Below are 16,488 nucleotides of genomic sequence, written 5' to 3'. Positions count from 1 at the left end.
CGCTTCTCTCGATGTGCGGATGCTCATTCACCTACGGGCGGCATCGGCCAAACCCGTCGGCGTCGCTTCTCGTGCCAGTTCGCGAGGTCTGCGCCGGTCCAGGGTTCAGCGATGGAGCCTGCGAGGTCTACGAAACGCGCAATCCGCAGTGTCACCGTGTCGTCGTCCGTAGACAGGACGCCTTCGAAGGTCACCGAGTCGCGAGGCCGGTCGACGGTGACATCGACCTCATCGAAATTCAGGGTCTCCACCAGAGCCTCTCCGTGGATCACCACGGTTAGCACCTCGGCGCAGACCCACGCGAGGTCCTGATCGCTGAACACGAAGGCTTGAAGAGCGGGCAGTCCGACTTCATCCACCTTGTCCACACTAGTGCTCCGGTGCCCCCTTCATGCCGCACCGTGTGCCCTTCGCCTGACAGACGCATGTGGAGTGCAGGCGTCACGCATAGCGTGTCGAGAGGACTCCACATGCGGGTTCTCGGGGCTTCGACCCCGCACAGGCGACGTCCTGAGATGCGGCGAGCGCGCTCGCTAGACCGCCGCACTCCGCGCCGCTGCGGGCGCCGCACCGACGGTTGTCGCCGTCGGCGACCGCGCCACCGGGTCTCGACACGCGGGTCACGGCTTCGCAGGCTCAGCCGTGCCGCTCGCTCGACCACCGATGATCTTCTGAGATGGCTTCGCCATCACGGAAGATCGAGCAGCTTCTCCTTGACGGCGTACATGACCGCCTCCATGCGCGAGTGCAGCTGCAGCTTCTCCAAGATGTTGCGCACGTGGTTCTTCACGGTGTTCTCGGAGATGAAGAGGTCCTTAGCGATCTCGCGGTTGTTCTTGCCCGTGGCGACCAGGCGCAGCACCTCGAGCTCGCGCTCGGTGAGTCGCAGGCCGGGCATGTGCTCGCGCTCGGGCTTGCTCATCTGCTTGAACTCGTCGATGAGCTTGACCGCCATCGAGGGGCTGATCAGCGACTGGCCGTCGGCGACGACGCGGACGGCCTGGGCGACCTCCTCGATGGAGGAGTCCTTGAGCAGGTAGCCGGCGGCGCCGCTCTTGACCGCCTCGTAGAGGTCGGCCTCCTCGTCGGAGACGGTGAGCATGATGATCTTGGCCGAGGGCACGGCCTCCTTGATCGCCTTGCACGCCTCGATGCCGGTGCGCTTGGGCATCCGCACGTCGAGCAGGACCACGTCAGGGGCCGCGGAGGCCGCGAGCTCGGTGCCCTCGATGCCGTCGCCGGCCTCACCGACGACGTCGATGCCCTCCTCGACGGAGAGCAGCATCGTCAGACCTCGGCGGAACAGCTCCTGGTCGTCGACGACGAGGACTCGGACGGACTCGTCGCTCTGGCTCTGGGACACGCGCCGCATCATGGCACGTTCGGGCCCCCCGTGGGGGACCCGAACGTGTCATCAGGCGGTGCGCGGGCCTAGCCCGCGCTGGTCACTCCCCGCCGAGGTCCAGCGAGATGACCCCGTAGTCGTAGCCGCGACGGCGGTAGACCACGGCCGGGCGCTCGCTCTCCTTGTCGACGTAGAGGAAGAAGTCGTGACCGACCAGCTCCATCTCGTAGAGGGCCTGGTCGAGGGTCATGGGCGAGGCAGGGTGGGTCTTCTCGCGCACCACCAGGGGCCCGTCACCGGTCACCGCGATCGGGCCGACGTAGCGGTCCTCGCTGTGCTCACCACTGGGCTTCTCGTCCTCGACGACGAGCCCGCCGGGGCCCTCACCGGGCAACGGCAGGCCGGCGGTGGCCTGACCCACGGACATCGGGCGCTTGCCGCCGCGGTGGACGCGCTTGCGGTCGGCCGCCTTGCGCATCTGCGAGGCCATCTTGTCCAGCGCGAGGTCCAGGGCGCCCATCTTGTCGTCGGCGGCCGCCTCGGCCCGGATCACCGGGCCCTTGGAGAAGGCGGTCAGCTCCACGTGGACGGCACGGTCGTGCTGACGTGGGTTCGGCTCGCAGTCGACCTCGACGTGGACCCGCATGATGTGGTGATCGTGCTTCTCGAGCTTGGTCAGCTTCTCCGCGACATGAGCACGGAAGCCCTCCTTGATCTCGCAGTGACGACCGGTCACGACAACGTCCATGGCAATCCCTCCTCAGCGCGCACCGTCGGTGGTGCGCCGTGGGTGTGTGGCAGGAGGAGTCCGTCCGGCCGACCTGGTCTTCGTCCCCACAATCGCCTGCTGAAGCGTTCGCAGCTTCTCTGCCACTACTGGCCTTCTCCCGACTTCGGTCACATCTGGTGACCTGGTCGAGGCAGGACTTACGTCTAAGCCGCACCGTGATCCCGCCCGGAGGCGGTTACGTGGACCGTTTCGCCTGCGACTGGCATCGGCTTGCCGTGAGGGCGTCCGGACTGACCGGGGCGCCCTGACGACGCAACCACGGACCCGGACGGACTCCATGTCGAGACGATAGGCCCAACAGCAGGTGCACGGAAGGGAACGAGGACCCCTCTTGGCAAAGCCTCAGGTGCGCCGTCCTCCCCCGGCGACCCGCCGGGCGGTGGCCGCCACGGTCGCGCTGCCGAGGACCGGCACGCCGACCGCCAGCAGGGCGCGCTGCGCCTCCAGGAGCGTGGCCCCGGTGGTCACGACGTCGTCGCAGACCACCACCCCGGCGACAGCGGGTACGCCGCTGGCCAGCCGTCCCAGCGGCCCGGCCCGCACCCGGAAGGCCCCCCGCAGGTTGGCGGCGCGCGCGTCGACGTCGAGCCCCGCCTGGTCCGCCACCCCCGACCGGGTGGCCAGCAGCGGGGCGCACGTGGCCGGCACGCCGGCCTCGCCGAGCGCACGGGCCGCTGCGCGGACCAGGGCGCGCGTGGCGTCCCGCCCCCGGGCCCGGACCGCGGCGGGGCGCGACGGCACGGGCACCAGCACCACCGGGGCCCCGACGGGGACCCCGACCGGAGCCGTGGCGGAGCCGACCAAGCCGGTGACGCTCTCGGCGAGCAGCGCCCCCAACGGTCGGGTCAGCTGGTGGCGTCCGTGCTCCTTGTGCGCCAGCAGCAGGGCGCGCAGCGACCCGGTGTAGCCACCGCAGGACCACACCGGCAGCAGCCCCGGCGGGCAGGGCTGGGGCCGGGTGGCTCGCCGCGCGAGCGGCGCCTCGACCATGAGCCGGTCGCGGCAGGAGCCGCACAGCACTCCCCCGGGTCGCTCGCAGGCGGCGCACCGGCCGCCGAGCAGCAGGTCCCGGGCGCCGTCGAGCAGGGAGGTGGGGTCCACCGCGCCAGTCCACCGCGCCACAGCACGGCGCCGGGCCGGTCGCCGGTGGCCGGTGGACAGCCGCGCCGGCCGACGGTCGTGTGGAGGGTCGGCGGGTCAGCCGGCGTACGTCACGAAGGTGAGGCCCTCGTCGAGGACCCGGGGCCCGCGCACGGTGGCGTTGAGGTCCGCGAGCCCGGTGTCGGTGACGGCGTAGACGCGGGTGCCGGCGGCCGGCGAGCCCACCAGGGCGGTGGCACCGGAGAGGGTCGTGATGATGCCGCCCAGGCCGCCCGGCGAGCCGTCGACGCCGACGGTGACCACCTTGGCCGACACGTCGGTCAGCCGGTTGAGGACCGCCAACGTGGTCGTCGAGGTCCACGCCACGTCGCGGATGCGCCGGCTAGGATCGTCGTCGAGCCGCAGTGCGCGCGACCGCGACGCACCCACGACCTGCTCGCGCCCGTCGCTGCGGATCCGGGCCACCCGCACCGTGTCCGAGCGCGGGCCGCGCACCACGGCCACCAGGCGGGTGCCGTCGCGCGAGACTAGGAAGTCGCGGACCTCGGCCCCGGTGATGCCGGGCACCTCCAGCACCCCGCTGCGATCGCCCTGCACCCAGCTGACGACCGCACCGGAGGAGGTCCGGTCCAGGAGCCACAGCCGGTCGTGGACGTCCCAGGCCGGGGGCAGCAGGTCGGTGCCGACCGCGGCGGTGCTGACGTCGGCCAGGCCGGGGTCGGCGGACGGGTCCTCGAGGAGCGCGTCGCCCTCGCCGTCGGTGAGCGGGGCGAGCAGCACGGTGCCGCCGGCCTCGGAGACCGCAACGACCCGCGTGCCCAGGAGGTCCACGGCCACCGAGCGGACACCGAGGTCGACGCGTCCCATCACGCCGCCCACGGGGTCCAGGGAGCCCGGGGTGCCGGAGACCAGCAGGCCGTCGCGCAGCCCGTGCAGCAGCGAGTCGGTCTGGAAGCCGACCGGGTCCAGGCGGTCGCCCACCGCCACCGGGATGCGGGTCTCCCCACCGGCGGTGCGCACGGGACGCCCGTCGATCTCGAGGGTGAAGGCGTCGACGTCGGGGTCCTGGCGCAGGGTCCAGGCCAGCTGGGCGAAGAGCAGGTCGGTGTCGGCCGGGGAGAACGCGCTGGCCTCGCCGGTGAGGCTGATGGCCGCCAGGCCGTCGGTCACCGGGACCGAGAGGTCCACGCGCAGGTCCGAGGGGAGCTGGGTGCTCAGGACCCCCTGCAGGCCGCGTCCGGGCCCGCGCAGCAGGCCGGAGACCAGGGAGGAGGCGAAGGTCGGGTCGTCACCGACGAAGACCGGCTCGGGGACCAGCACCGAGCCCGAGGGGTCGGGGAAGTAGAGCGCGACGCGACGGTAGCGCTGCTCGAACCAGGTCTCCGGCACGACCAGCGCGGCCGGCAGGTCGGCGATGCGGTACTCACCGTCCTCGGTGACCAACCGGAAGCCCAGGATGCTGTCCTCCGCGGCGAGCTCCCCCTGCCAGGCTCCGCGCGCGTCCAGCCGGCTCGCGCCCCCGAGGCGCACCTCGACGCGCGCGGCACCGCCGGAGGGCGGCAGGGCGTCCTCGTAGACGATCGTGCCGGCGGGCGACCAGGTGGAGCGGATCTCGGAGGCCAGGAACTGCTTGGCCGTGGCCAGCTCGGTCGGCCAGGCCTGCATGGCGTCGAGGAACCCCTTGACCACCTCGGCGGCCGACTGGCCCTCCTGCGGGGGCCGGGCGTCGATCGCCGCCGCTCCGCCCGTGTCGGTCGACGAGCCGCGCGACTCCTCCACCTCCACCACCGGCCCGGTCTCCGGCAGCGACACGCAGCCCGACAGCGCACTCAGGCAGGCGGCCGCGACCACGCCGGCGGCGACCCGGCGCCTCACACCGACTCCACGACGTCGTCGGGGATCAACGGGATCGGGCTGCGTCGCAGCGGGTCGCCGTTGCGACGCGGCAGCGTCAGCCGGAACTGGGCCCCCTCCGAGGGACGACCCCAGGCCTGCAGCCAGCCGCCGTGCAGGTGGGCGTCCTCCAGGGAGATCGACAGCCCCAGGCCGGTGCCGCCCGACGTGCGCGCCCGCGCCGGGTCGGCGCGCCAGAACCGGTTGAACACCATCGCCGACTCCCCCGGCGCCAGGCCGACCCCGTGGTCGCGCACGGCGACGGCGGCGGCGTGGTCGTCACCGGCCACCCGGACCACCACCGTCGGCGTCGCGCCCGGCCGACGGGGACCGGCGTGGTCGATCGCGTTGCTGACCAGGTTGCGCAGGACACGCTCCACCCGGCGTACGTCGGCCTCGGCCAGGCAGGGACGGTCGGGGGCCCGGACCACCAGCCGCACGCCGCGCTGGTCGGCCAGCGGCCGGGTGCTGTCGACGACGCGGTGGGCGACGTCGACGAGGTTGACGTCGTCGACCTCGAGCTGGGCCGCGCCGGCGTCGAAGCGGCTGATCTCCAGCAGGTCCGCCAGCAGCGTCTCGAAGCGGTCGAGCTCGGTCTGCAGCAGTTCCGCGGCCCGTGCGGTGACCGGGTCGAAGGAGCCCTTCGCGTCGTGGAGGACGTCGCCGGCCATCCGCACCGTGGTCAGCGGGGTGCGCAGCTCGTGGGAGACGTCGGAGACGAAGCGGCGCTGGACCCGGCTCAGCTCCTCCAGCTGGCGGATCTGGCGCTGGAGGTTGGAGGCCATCTGGTTGAACGAGGTCGCCAGCCTGGCCAGGTCGTCCTCGCCGGAGACCTCCAGCCGCTCCTGGAGCTGCCCCGCCGCCAGCCGCTCGGCGACCCGACGGGCCATCCGGATCGGCGTGACGACCTGCTGGGCCACCAGCCAGGTCACCCCGGCGACCAGCAGGAGCAGCAACACGCCCGCGGTGAGCAGGGCGCGCGTGACCAGGGCGAGGGTCTCCTCGTCCTCGGAGGTCGGGAAGAGCAGGTAGAGGGTGTAGGTGCGACCGTCGGCCGGCAGCGTCACCTGCGATCCGACGGCGATCCCCGGCTCGGAGAGCACCGACTCACCGCCCGGGGCCAGCCGCCGGATCGTGGTGTAGGTCCACGACGGCGTGGCGACCGAGGAGAAGTGGTCGACGAGCGAGCCCGGCACCGAGGTGCGGTCCAGGCCGAAGGTGTACGTCGCGCCGCCGCCGCCCGGGTCGGCTGCCACGCCGCTGGGGCCGGCCGGCCCGGCCAGCACGACGGCGAAGTCGCGGGTCAGGCCGCGCTGGATGATCGGGTCGACCAGCGCCCGCTGCTGCTCAGCGGCGTCGACGTCGCTGAGCGTCGCCGACGCGAGCCGGGTGCGGGCGTCCTCGGTCTCGTCGAGCGCCTCGGCCACCACCGCGTCGACACGGTCGTCGAGCAGTCCGTCGCGGGTCTGCCGCAGCAGGAACCAGCCGACGACGCTGACCACCACGAAGGACAGCACGAGGGTGCTGGCCACCACCCGTGCCTGGATGGAGCGGCGCCAGAAGGTGAGCGCGGCCACCCGTCGCCCGCTCAGGCGGTGCCGGCCTTGTAGCCGACGCCTCGCACGGTCACCACGATCTCGGGGTTCTCCGGGTCGTGCTCGACCTTGGAGCGCAGCCGCTGGACGTGCACGTTGACCAGGCGGGTGTCCGCGGCGTGCCGGTAGCCCCAGACCTGCTCGAGCAGCACCTCGCGGCTGAAGACCTGCCAGGGCTTGCGGGCCAGGCAGACGAGGAGGTCGAACTCCAGGGGCGTCAGGCTCACCGGGCGACCGCCGCGGGTGACCTGGTGACCGGCGACGTCGATGTGGACGTCGCCGATGGTGAGGGTCTCGGCCTGCGCGGTCGCATCGAAGCGGCGTACGCGCGCCCGGATGCGGGCCACGAGCTCCTTGGGCTTGAACGGCTTGACGACGTAGTCGTCAGCGCCGGACTCCAGGCCGACCACGACGTCGACGGTGTCGCCCTTGGCGGTGAGCATGACGATCGGGACGCCGGACTCGGCGCGGATCTCCTTGCACACGTCGATGCCGTCGCGACCCGGCAGCATCAGGTCGAGCAGGACGACGTCGGGGCGGTAGTCGCGGAACGCCTCGACTGCCTCGTCGCCGCGCAGGCACATGCGCGAGTCGAAGCCCTCCTGGCGCAGCACGATGGTGAGCATCTCGGCCAACGAGGCGTCGTCGTCGACGACGAGGACCCGACCCTTGGTCGCGTAGTCGTCCTGCGGCGCGGCCTCACTCATGGTCACCATCTTGCACCCTCCCCCCTGGCGGGCGTGCGAACGGCGGCCCCGACACCGCGGGGCCGCCGTGCGCGATCGATCAGTAGCGGTACTCGTCGGACTTGAACGGGCCCTCGACCGAGACACCGAGGTACTTGGCCTGGTCGTCGGTCAGGGTCGTCAGCCGCACGCCGAGGGCGTCGAGGTGCAGGCGGGCGACCTCCTCGTCGAGGTGCTTGGGCAGCACGTAGACGCCGACGGGGTAGTCCTGCGGCTTGGTGAAGACCTCGATCTGCGCCAGCACCTGGTTGGTGAAGGAGTTCGACATGACGAACGACGGGTGGCCGGTGGCGTTGCCGAGGTTCATCAGGCGACCCTCGGACAGCACGATGATCGCGTTGCCCTCGCCCTCGGGGAACGTCCACAGGTCGACCTGCGGCTTGACGTTCTTGCGGACCACGCCGGGGTAGGTCTCCAGGCCGGCCATGTCGATCTCGTTGTCGAAGTGGCCGATGTTGCCGAGGATGGCGTTCTTCTTCATCCGGCGCATCTGGTCGACGCTGACGACGTCCTTGTTGCCGGTGGCGGTGATGACGATGTCGGCGGTCTCGATGACGTCGTCGAGGGTCGACACCTGGTAGCCGTCCATCGCGGCCTGCAGCGCGCAGATCGGGTCGATCTCGGTGACGATGACGCGGGCGCCCTGGCCGCGCAGCGACTCCGCACAGCCCTTGCCGACGTCGCCGTAGCCGCAGACGACCGTGACCTTGCCGCCCATGAGGACGTCGGTGGCGCGGTTGATGCCGTCGACGAGGCTGTGGCGGCAGCCGTACTTGTTGTCGAACTTCGACTTGGTGACCGAGTCGTTGACGTTGATGGCCGGGAAGAGCAGCGAGCCCTCGCGCATCATGTCGTAGAGGCGGAGCACACCGGTGGTGGTCTCCTCGGTGACGCCGATGATCTCGCGGGCGACGTTGGTCCAGCGGTCCTTGCTCGCGGCGAGGCTGCTCTGCAGCACCTCGAAGATGATCCGCTGCTCGGTGCTGGTGGCGGTGGCCGGGTCCGGCGCCTCGCCCTTCTTCTCCGCCTCGACACCGAGGTGGACCAGCAGGGTGGCGTCACCGCCGTCGTCGAGGATCATGTTCGCGAAGCGCTGGTTGCCCTCGGCGTCGGTACCCCAGTCGAGGATCTGCTGGGTGCACCACCAGTACTCCTCCAGGGTCTCGCCCTTCCAGGCGAAGACCGGCACGCCCGCAGGCGCGTCGACGGTGCCCTCGGGGCCGACCGCGACGGCCGCGGCCGCGTGGTCCTGGGTGGAGAAGATGTTGCAGGAGGCCCAGCGGACCTCGGCACCCAGGGCGGTCAGCGTCTCGATGAGGACCGCGGTCTGGGTGGTCATGTGCAGGGAGCCCGCGATGCGGGCGCCGGCCAGCGGCTTCTCCGCGCCGTAGCGCTCACGCATGGCCATCAGGCCGGGCATCTCGTGCTCGGCGAGCTCGATCTCGGTGCGGCCGTAGTCGGCCAGGGACAGGTCGGCGACCTTGAAGTCCATCAGGGTGTCTCCTCGCAGGGGGTTGGAGCCAGGCCTGCGTCGCGCATCTGCGCACCGTCGGGATCTCCCACGCAGTCCGCCGTCCAGCGTAGGCGGACCGACGCGACGACCGGGAATCCCGGAGGGTGGTGGGCTGGAGCGCCCAGCCGGGGCCGGCCGAAGGGTCAGTGCGCGCCGCGGCGCGGCACCAGGTGCATGACCAGCACCAGCACGGCGCCGATGGCCAGCCCCAGGACCGCCGAGCAGCCGGTGTTCGTCAGCCAGCCCAGGACCGACCCGAGAGCACCCGTGGCGTCGTGCACGGCCTCCTCGAGGTGGTGCACGGCGTCGTACGGCGGGTGCCAGCCCAGGTCGTGGGAGCCGACGAGCACGATGTGCCCCCCGACCCACAACATCGCGGCCGTGCCCACGGCGCCGATGACCTCCAGCACCCGCGGCATGGCGTGCACGAGCCCGCGCCCGACCCGCTGCGCGAGCGCGCTGGAGCGCTGGGCCAGGGAGAGGCCGACGTCGTCCATCTTCACGATCAACGCCACCACGCCGTAGACGACCGCGGTGATGAAGACCGCGACGACCACCATGATCGCCGCGCGCGACCAGAAGCTCTCGCCGGCCACCTCGTCCAGGGAGATCACCATGATCTCGGCCGAGAGGATCAGGTCGGTGCGGATCGCCCCCGAGATGAGGTTCTTCTCGGTCTCCGCGGGGGTGCCGGCGGCGACCTTCTCGATCGCCTCGTCCCCGTGGTGCCCCGGCCCGAACTTCTCCCAGATCTTCTCCGCGCCCTCGTAGCAGAGGTAGGCGCCACCGCACATCAAGATGATCTTGAGCAGGCTGGGCAGCAGCTCGCTGAGCAGCAGCGCCACCGGCAGGATCAGCAGCAGCTTGTTGCGGATCGAGCCGACCGCGATCTTCTTGATGATCGGCAGCTCGCGCTCGGCCGCCACGCCCTGGACGTACTGCGGGGTGACCGCGGTGTCGTCGACCACCACGCCGGCGGCCTTGGCGCTCGCGCGCCCGGCAGCGGCGCTGACGTCGTCGATGGAGGCGGCCGCCAGCTTGGCGAGCGCCGCGATGTCGTCGAGCAGTGCGAAGAGTCCACCGGCCACGGGGAGAGACTAGTGGTCGCTCAGGTGCGCACGGTCTCCCGCCGCACGTGGTTCTCGATCCGGGCGGCGAGCTCGTCGGCCTGCTTGGTGGCCTCGGAGACCTCCATCGCGTCCTTGACCCGGCGCTCGCCCCAGCCGAGCGGGTCGACGGCGTGCTGCAGCACCCGCGCCACCGGCGGGCTGGCCAGCATCAGCGCCACCACGACCGACCCGAGCGTGGTGACGGCCAGGCCGAGCAGCACCCGGTCGCCGAACAGCTCGCCGTACCCGGCGTAGCCGAGCCCCTTCACCACGAAGCCGTGGAAGAGGTAGACCACCAGCGTGTAGGCGCCCATCTGGGTGAACCAGCCGCGCACCCGCGGCACCAGCGCCAGGAAGGCCCAGGTGCCCAGGGTGCCCAGCACCAGCAGCGCCGCGCGGGTCAGGAACGCCTGCCCGTCGCTCACGTCGAGCTCCTCGTAGCGGGCGCGGTAGTAGAGCCACTCCGTGCCCGCCCAGTCGTCGGTGCGTGAGGTCAGGAACCAGATGCCCACGAGGGTGCCGGCCGCTGCCACCTGGGCCGCGCGACTGCGCAGCAGCTCGAGTCGCTCCGGGGTGGCCTTGAGGCCGAGGACGAAGAACGGCAGCAGACCCAGCACTCGCGCCACGTCGAGCGTGTCACCGGCGTACAGACCGGCGACCAGCGAGATGACCACGGCGAGCCCGACCCCGCCCCACATGTTCTTGAACACCGGGGTCAGCAGCCGCCAGAAGAACAGCGCGGAGAGGTACCACATCGGCCAGTGCGGGTCGCGCCAGAGGTTCTCCAGCTCCTCGCCGCCCACGTGGATGCGGAACATCGCGATCACGGCCTCGAAGAGCACGTACGGCACCGCCACCGTGCGCACCAGCTGCCACATCCGGGCACGGGTGTAGGTCCAGCGCTGGGAGAGGTAGCCGGTCAGGAACACGAACGCCGGCATGTGCCAGGCGTAGAGGAAGTCGTAGAGGTGGTCGTTGGTCGCCGAGTCCGGCAGCAGCACCCACGCGTGTCCCACCACGACGAGGGTCACCAGCGCCATCTTGGCGTTGTCGAACCACGGGTCCCGAGAAGAGGCCATGGGTTTCCTTCTTCCCGCCCCTCACCCGCCGCGAAACGTGACGCGTGCCCCTCTCAGGGACTCCTCAGGCCCGTCCGCCGGTCCAGGTGCGAGGAGCGCCAGCGCCTTCGCCTCCGCTGGTCGAGGTGCGAGGAGCGCCAGCGACGAAGCCTTGAGACCCCGTACGCCGACAGCAACCTCATTCACGGGCGACTGGAGGGTCTGTCGTGACCCCCTTTCACGCCACGCCCTCCTGTCCACGGGGGTGGTCCGTGGTCGCCGCGGGTGGGCGCCTGGACGTTCGCGCTGCAGCAGGTCCTTCATTTATCGAAGCCGTGCTTGCGGTGGGCATTGATTTCGGTACCTGGTGACGGTCCGCCCGAACGGTCCGGCATCGCTGGGGTGCTCGCTTGGGTTGCGGCTGGATCGTCCTCCACAGATTCACTTCGGGGCCCTCACGACCATTCCATTCGAACACTTGTTCTAGTAGAATCTGGTCATGGCACTCGGGCACCAGGATCACTCGGCACAGGACACCGCTCCTGTCCCGACCGGTGACCTGCTGTCCCTCGCCGTCGCGCAGAAGCAGGCCGCCGACGACGCCGACCGGCAGCTCTTCATCACCGTCGCCGCCTGGGCCGACCGGCACACCACCGGCCAGCTGCTCCCCGACCTCTACGGCACCTACGGGCTGGCCGACGACGACGCCCACACCGCCGCCGAGAACGCCTGGGTCGCCCGTTTCGGGATGCCCGGCGCCGACACCATGCTCCAGCTCGCCGGCCCCGGCGCCCCCGAGGTCTCGGAATTCGCGGTCATCGAGCTCGCCGCCGCCCTCGGCCGTTCCACCGACTCCGGGCGGGCCCTGCTCTCCGACGCGGTCGAGGCCAAGCACCGGCTGCCGAAGATCTGGCAGCGACTCCTCGACGGCCAGGTGCAGGTGTGGCGCATCCGGCGGGTCACCGAGGTCACCCGCACCCTCACCGCCGAGGCCGCTGCGTTCGTCGACGCCCACCTGGCCCACGTCGTCCACACCGCCTCCTTCGCCACCGTCAAGCGGCTCGCGGCCGAGGCCACAGCACGGTTCGACCCCGAGGGATGTGAGATGGAGGAGGTCGACACCGCCGCGTCTCTCCACGTCCACCTCGACCTCACCACCGCCTGGACCATCGGCACCGCGTCCGGTGTCCACCTGACCGGCCTGCTGGACCGCGCCGACGCCGAAGAGCTCGAGCACGCCATCCGCACCATCGCCGACCAGCTCCTTGCCGCCGGCTCCACCGACACCCTCGACGTCCGCCGCGCCAAGGCCCTGGGCTACCTCAGCCGCGGCGACCTCACCCTCGACCTCGACACCTCACCGGCCGAGCCAGGTGCTCGAGCAGGGACCGACGGCACCGACGCAGGTGGTCGAGCAGCGACGAGCGCCAGCGAGGAGCGGGCGTCGAGACCACCCCGCAACCCCCGCCAGGTCGTCCTCCACCTCCACCTGTCGGAATCAGCCCTGGCAGGCACCCCGGAGATCGACCCCGACACCGGGAAGCTCGGCCTCCACCTCGCCCGCCTCGAGAACCACCACCAGACCCTCACCGCCGACACCGTCCGCGAGTGGCTCGCCGTCCCCGGCACCCAGATCACCGTCAAGCCCGTGGTGGACCTGCACGACCAGATCGCCGTGGACTCCTACGAGATCCCCGACCGCATCAGCCAGCGCGTCAAGCTCAAGCGCACGACCTGCGTCTTCCCGCACTGCACCCGCACCTCAGCAAGGGTCGACCTCGACCACATCGAGGAGTACGTCCCACCAGACGAGGGCGGACCACCCGGCCAAACAGCCACCGACACCCTCGCCCCCTTGTGCAGGCGACACCACCGAGCCAAGACCCACCCATCCCCGGCCTCGACAAGCACGACCACCGTGGCCTGGGACTACCACCAGCTCACCCCCACCACCTGGCTCTGGACCAGCCCCCACGGCATCCGGTTCCTCGTCCACCCCGACGGCACCACCCAGCTCTGAGCGCGCAACTCGCGTGCGCTCGTCTCACACCGCTGCCACAGTGCAGCCGTGACCCGGGTGATCTTCATGTGCGGGCCGTCGGGGGCCGGCAAGACGACGTACGCACGTCGCCTCGAGGGGGCGGGGATGGTGCGCCTCTCGTTCGACGGCCACCTCTGGGCCCGTGGCATCAGGTCAGGTGAGGTGCCGGCCATCGTGCGCGACGAGGTTCGCGACCTGCTGCGCACACAGCTGGCCGCTCTCCTGGGCGCCGGCCAGGCCGTGGTGCTCGACTTCTCGTTCTGGTCGCGAGCCATGCGCAGCGAGTGGCGCGCTCTCGCGGCCGAGCACGGGACCACGCCAGAGACCATCTACCTCGCCACGGACCGCCGGACCGTGCTCGCGCGGATCGAGGACCGGAGGGGCGCCGACGCCGACGACTTCCCCGTCGACCTCCAGACCGCTGCTGGCTACGTCGACCGGTTCGAGGTCCCGACTCCCGAGGAGGGACCGCTCACGATCGTGGTCGAGGGCGAGGAGTTCGCGGTGACGCGACGCGCGCCGGGGGTCTACGACTACCACTGGCTGAACCACCGGCACGGTGGCTACGGCTTCAGCTCCGCCACGTCGGACCACTCACCAGTCGACGGGCTCGGGCACGTGGACGGCATCCGGGACTTCCTCAGGGCGATCGATCCGGAGACCGGCTTCATCGAGGACGACGACGAATGACGTCCGGTCAGTCCTCGACGAGCCCCAACCGGAGGTACTCCGAGGCGTAGGTGCCCGAGAGCATCAGCGAGGCGTAGCGCGCGACCTCGGTGGGCGCCTCGCTGGTGAGGGTCTCGACGCGCACGCCGCGCTCGGCGGCGGTGGCCTGCAGCCGGCCGCGCTGCTCGCGGACGGTGGCGTCCTCGGAGCCGTCGTCGAGGACGACGAGAACGGGGCGGGGGCCGGAGCCGCCCTCGGCGAACGGGTCGTCGAAGACGTCGCGGGGTCGGGCGGCCTCGATGACGGGGAGCAGGTGCTCGGCGTCGCCGGCGATGGCGGTGCGGCCGGAGGCGCGGCGTACCTGCTCGGCGACGCGGCGGGCGGCACGGGCCGCGAGGACCGAGCCTCCCCACACGACGGGCGTCGCGTCGGCGAGCGCGATCGCCAGCATCTTCGCCTCGTTGACGGCGAGGTCCTTGCGCGGGCCGCAGTCCATCGCGACCTGGTCCAGGGCGTCGGCGACGGAGTCGGGCGCGGTCTCGGGGCCGAGCTGGACGCGGTGCAGGTAGGAGAGCATCACCACGGCGGCGGCGAGCTGGTCACCGGTGGTCGAGGGCAGGACCGTGGCGTAGCGGCCGACGGTGTGCTCGGCGACCAGCGAGCCCGGCGGGCAGGCGACGACCACCTGGCACCCGCGGCGCACGGCCTCGGCGACGGCGGAGGCCGTCCCGCTGTCACTGCCGTCGGGGGCGAGGACCACGACGAGGTCGAGGCTGCCCGCCCAGCCGGGCAGCGCGGGACCGGGCCAGGCGACGAACGGCACCGGGCACCACGGCTCGAGCACGGCGCGCAGCAGCCGGGAGTCCGGGCCGGCCGCGATGACCGCCCGAGGACGGTCCAGCTCACGGGCACGCTCGACCGCGCCGTCGGCCGCCTCCGAGGCGTCGCCGACCTCGCGACGCACCCGTGACCCCGACTCCGCCAGGTGGCGCAGCCGCAGGTCGATGGAGCCGAGGGCCGAGTCGTCGTCGAGGCGGGCCTCGTCGAACCAGGTCACGGAGTGCGGGCCTCGTCGACCAGCAGCACCGGGATGTCGTCGCGCACCGGGTAGGCACGCCCGCACGTCCCCTGGCACACCAGCTCGTCGGACCCGTCGGGGCCGGCAGCGGGCGCCAGGTCCCCGTGGCAGTCGGGGCACACGATGATCTCCATCAGGGCCGGGTCGATGTTCACGCCACTCCTCCACGGATCTTCGCCAGCACGTCGTCGCGCACGGCAGCCATCGTCTGCTCGTCGCGTCCCTCGGCGTTGAGCCGCAGCAGCGGCTCGGTGTTGGAGGGACGCACGTTGAACGTCCAGTCGGCGTGCGTCACGCTCAGCCCGTCGAGCCGGTCCGTCGTGACGCCCTCGCGCCCGGCGAACTCCGCCTCGAGGGCGTCCATCACCGCCGCCTGGTCCTCGACCTCGGAGTTGATCTCCCCCGACATCGGGTAGCGCTCGTACGCCGCCAGCAGCTCGCTCAGCGTGACGTCGGCGCCCGCGAGGGCGGCCAGCGCGTGCAGCGCGGCGAGCATGCCCGAGTCGGCACGCCAGAAGTCACGGAAGTAGAAGTGGCCCGAGTGCTCGCCGCCGAAGATCGCGTCGGTCTCGGCCATCGTGGCCTTGATGAAGGAGTGCCCCACCCGCGTGCGCACCGGCGTGCCACCCAGCTCGGTCACCAGCTCGGGCACCGCCCGGGAGGTGATCAGGTTGTGGATCACCGTCGAGCCCGGCTCCTTGGCCAGCTCGCGGGCCGCGATCAGCGCCGTCAGCGTCGACGGCGAGACCGCGCGGCCCTGCTCGTCGACGAGGAAGCAGCGGTCCGCGTCCCCGTCGAAGGCCAGGCCGATGTCGGCACGCTCCGCGAGCACCCGCGCCTTGAGGTCGGCCAGCGTGGTCTCGTCGAGCGGGTTGGCCTCGTGGTTCGGGAAGGTGCCGTCGAGCTCGAAGTACATCGGGACCAGCTCGACCTGCTCGGGACCGATCCGGTTGAAGACCGCCGGGGCGGTCCAGCCGGCCATGCCGTTGCCGGCGTCGGCGACGACCTTGAGCCGCCGACCCGTGACGGGGGCCAGCGAGAGCAGATGCGCGGCGTAGGCCTCCAGCACGTCGTGCTCGCTGATCGCACCGGCCTGCGGGGCGGGAGTGAACCCGTCCGTGACGGCCCCGGAGGCGATCAGGTCGCGGATCTCGTGCAGCCCGGTGTCGGCACCGACCGGCACCGCGTGGGCGCGGCACATCTTGATGCCGTTGTACTGGGCTGGGTTGTGGCTCGCGGTGAACATCGCACCGGGATGACCGAGGTGCCCGGAGGCGAAGTAGAGCTGGTCGGTGGAGGCCAGCCCGATCATGATGACGTCGGCGCCGGCCTCGGAGGCGCCCTGCGCGAAGGCACCGGCCATCCCCGGCGAGCTGGGCCGCATGTCGTGACCGACCACGACGGTGCTCGCCCCCACGACGCGGACGTACGCGCGTCCGGTGGCGAGGGCCAGGGCCTCGTCGAGCTGGTCGGGGACGGTGCCGCGGACGTCGTAGGCCTTGAAGATGGCGTGGACGTTCTCGGCACTCAGGGTGTCGGCCATGCCACGA

The 16,488-nt window shown here is 71.6% G+C and carries 15 protein-coding genes; 2 read left to right on the top strand and 13 right to left on the bottom strand.

The features are described from left to right. Positions 1–23 precede the first annotated feature (23 nt). The 10 genes from BKA05_RS04115 to BKA05_RS04070 all read right to left on the bottom strand — a co-directional run bounded on the left by BKA05_RS04115 (position 24) and on the right by BKA05_RS04070 (position 11,171). Positions 24–359 carry a hypothetical protein gene (locus BKA05_RS04115; protein ID WP_179530299.1) on the bottom strand — a complete coding sequence of 112 codons (336 nt, stop codon included), beginning with the start codon at positions 357–359 and terminating at the stop codon, positions 24–26. Between the two features lie 329 nt (positions 360–688). Continuing rightward, complete coding sequence (locus BKA05_RS04110) at positions 689–1,363, bottom strand: response regulator (RefSeq protein WP_298759964.1); 675 nt, start codon at positions 1,361–1,363, stop codon at positions 689–691. 82 nt (positions 1,364–1,445) lie between these two features. Beyond that, complete coding sequence (gene hpf, locus BKA05_RS04105; RefSeq protein ID WP_179530297.1) at positions 1,446–2,093, bottom strand: ribosome hibernation-promoting factor, HPF/YfiA family; 648 nt, start codon at positions 2,091–2,093, stop codon at positions 1,446–1,448. Between the two features lie 384 nt (positions 2,094–2,477). Then, the gene (locus BKA05_RS04100) at positions 2,478–3,236 is read right to left on the bottom strand and encodes a ComF family protein (RefSeq protein ID WP_343045513.1); all 759 of its coding nucleotides are present in this window, start codon (positions 3,234–3,236) and stop codon (positions 2,478–2,480) included. Positions 3,237–3,332: 96 nt separating this feature from the next. After that, a complete protein-coding gene (locus BKA05_RS04095) occupies positions 3,333–5,111 on the bottom strand; it encodes an LpqB family beta-propeller domain-containing protein (protein ID WP_179530296.1) in 1,779 nt (592 codons plus the stop codon). Beyond that, positions 5,108–6,706 carry an MtrAB system histidine kinase MtrB gene (gene mtrB / locus BKA05_RS04090; RefSeq protein ID WP_343045512.1) on the bottom strand — a complete coding sequence of 533 codons (1,599 nt, stop codon included), beginning with the start codon at positions 6,704–6,706 and terminating at the stop codon, positions 5,108–5,110. The genes BKA05_RS04095 and mtrB overlap by 4 nt, the downstream gene beginning before the upstream one ends. 11 nt (positions 6,707–6,717) lie before the next feature. Continuing rightward, positions 6,718–7,440: an MtrAB system response regulator MtrA gene (gene mtrA / locus BKA05_RS04085; RefSeq protein WP_425489685.1), complete on the bottom strand. Its 723-nt coding sequence runs from the start codon at positions 7,438–7,440 to the stop codon at positions 6,718–6,720. Between the two features lie 70 nt (positions 7,441–7,510). Then, positions 7,511–8,962: an adenosylhomocysteinase gene (gene ahcY / locus BKA05_RS04080; RefSeq protein WP_179530295.1), complete on the bottom strand. Its 1,452-nt coding sequence runs from the start codon at positions 8,960–8,962 to the stop codon at positions 7,511–7,513. A gap of 164 nt (positions 8,963–9,126) precedes the next feature. Then, a complete protein-coding gene (locus BKA05_RS04075; protein ID WP_179530294.1) occupies positions 9,127–10,071 on the bottom strand; it encodes a DUF808 family protein in 945 nt (314 codons plus the stop codon). 20 nt (positions 10,072–10,091) lie between these two features. Next, entirely contained in the window at positions 10,092–11,171 is a 1,080-nt protein-coding gene (locus tag BKA05_RS04070; RefSeq protein ID WP_179530293.1) for an acyltransferase family protein, read from the bottom strand. Between the two features lie 478 nt (positions 11,172–11,649). Between BKA05_RS04070 and BKA05_RS19975 the strand changes: the two genes are divergently transcribed. Then, the gene (locus BKA05_RS19975; RefSeq protein WP_179530292.1) at positions 11,650–13,170 is read left to right on the top strand and encodes an HNH endonuclease signature motif containing protein; all 1,521 of its coding nucleotides are present in this window, start codon (positions 11,650–11,652) and stop codon (positions 13,168–13,170) included. A gap of 48 nt (positions 13,171–13,218) precedes the next feature. Beyond that, positions 13,219–13,881 (top strand): AAA family ATPase, encoded by a 663-nt coding sequence (locus tag BKA05_RS04060; RefSeq protein ID WP_218842266.1) that lies wholly within the window; start codon positions 13,219–13,221, stop codon positions 13,879–13,881. A gap of 7 nt (positions 13,882–13,888) precedes the next feature. On the opposite strand, the gene BKA05_RS04055 is transcribed toward BKA05_RS04060, so the two are convergent. Genes BKA05_RS04055 through BKA05_RS04045 form a run of 3 tightly spaced genes read right to left on the bottom strand, consistent with a single transcriptional unit; the run spans position 13,889 to position 16,481 of the window. Further along, positions 13,889–14,917: an SIS domain-containing protein gene (locus BKA05_RS04055; protein WP_179530291.1), complete on the bottom strand. Its 1,029-nt coding sequence runs from the start codon at positions 14,915–14,917 to the stop codon at positions 13,889–13,891. Continuing rightward, positions 14,914–15,093, bottom strand: coding sequence for a Trm112 family protein (locus BKA05_RS19505; protein ID WP_179530290.1), 180 nt, complete (start codon positions 15,091–15,093; stop codon positions 14,914–14,916). Before BKA05_RS19505 ends, BKA05_RS04055 begins: the two co-directional genes overlap by 4 nt. Continuing rightward, positions 15,090–16,481, bottom strand: a complete 1,392-nt coding sequence (locus tag BKA05_RS04045; protein WP_179530289.1) for a phosphomannomutase/phosphoglucomutase — start codon at positions 16,479–16,481, stop codon at positions 15,090–15,092. The genes BKA05_RS19505 and BKA05_RS04045 overlap by 4 nt, the downstream gene beginning before the upstream one ends. Positions 16,482–16,488 lie beyond the last annotated feature (7 nt).

Origin of the sequence: Nocardioides marinus, from assembly GCF_013408145.1 — a bacterium.
Lineage (GTDB): Bacteria > Actinomycetota > Actinomycetes > Propionibacteriales > Nocardioidaceae > Nocardioides > Nocardioides marinus.
This window is presented reverse-complemented; position numbering and strand designations above follow the sequence as displayed.

Coding starts and splice junctions, on each gene's coding strand:
- BKA05_RS19975 (WP_179530292.1), top strand. CDS start 11,650: ATGGCACTCGGGCACCAGGATCACTCGGCACAGGACACCGCTCCTGTC.
- mtrA (WP_425489685.1), bottom strand. CDS start 7,440: ATGGTGACCATGAGTGAGGCCGCGCCGCAGGACGACTACGCGACCAAG.
- BKA05_RS04045 (WP_179530289.1), bottom strand. CDS start 16,481: ATGGCCGACACCCTGAGTGCCGAGAACGTCCACGCCATCTTCAAGGCC.
- ahcY (WP_179530295.1), bottom strand. CDS start 8,962: ATGGACTTCAAGGTCGCCGACCTGTCCCTGGCCGACTACGGCCGCACC.
- hpf (WP_179530297.1), bottom strand. CDS start 2,093: ATGGACGTTGTCGTGACCGGTCGTCACTGCGAGATCAAGGAGGGCTTC.
- BKA05_RS04070 (WP_179530293.1), bottom strand. CDS start 11,171: ATGGCCTCTTCTCGGGACCCGTGGTTCGACAACGCCAAGATGGCGCTG.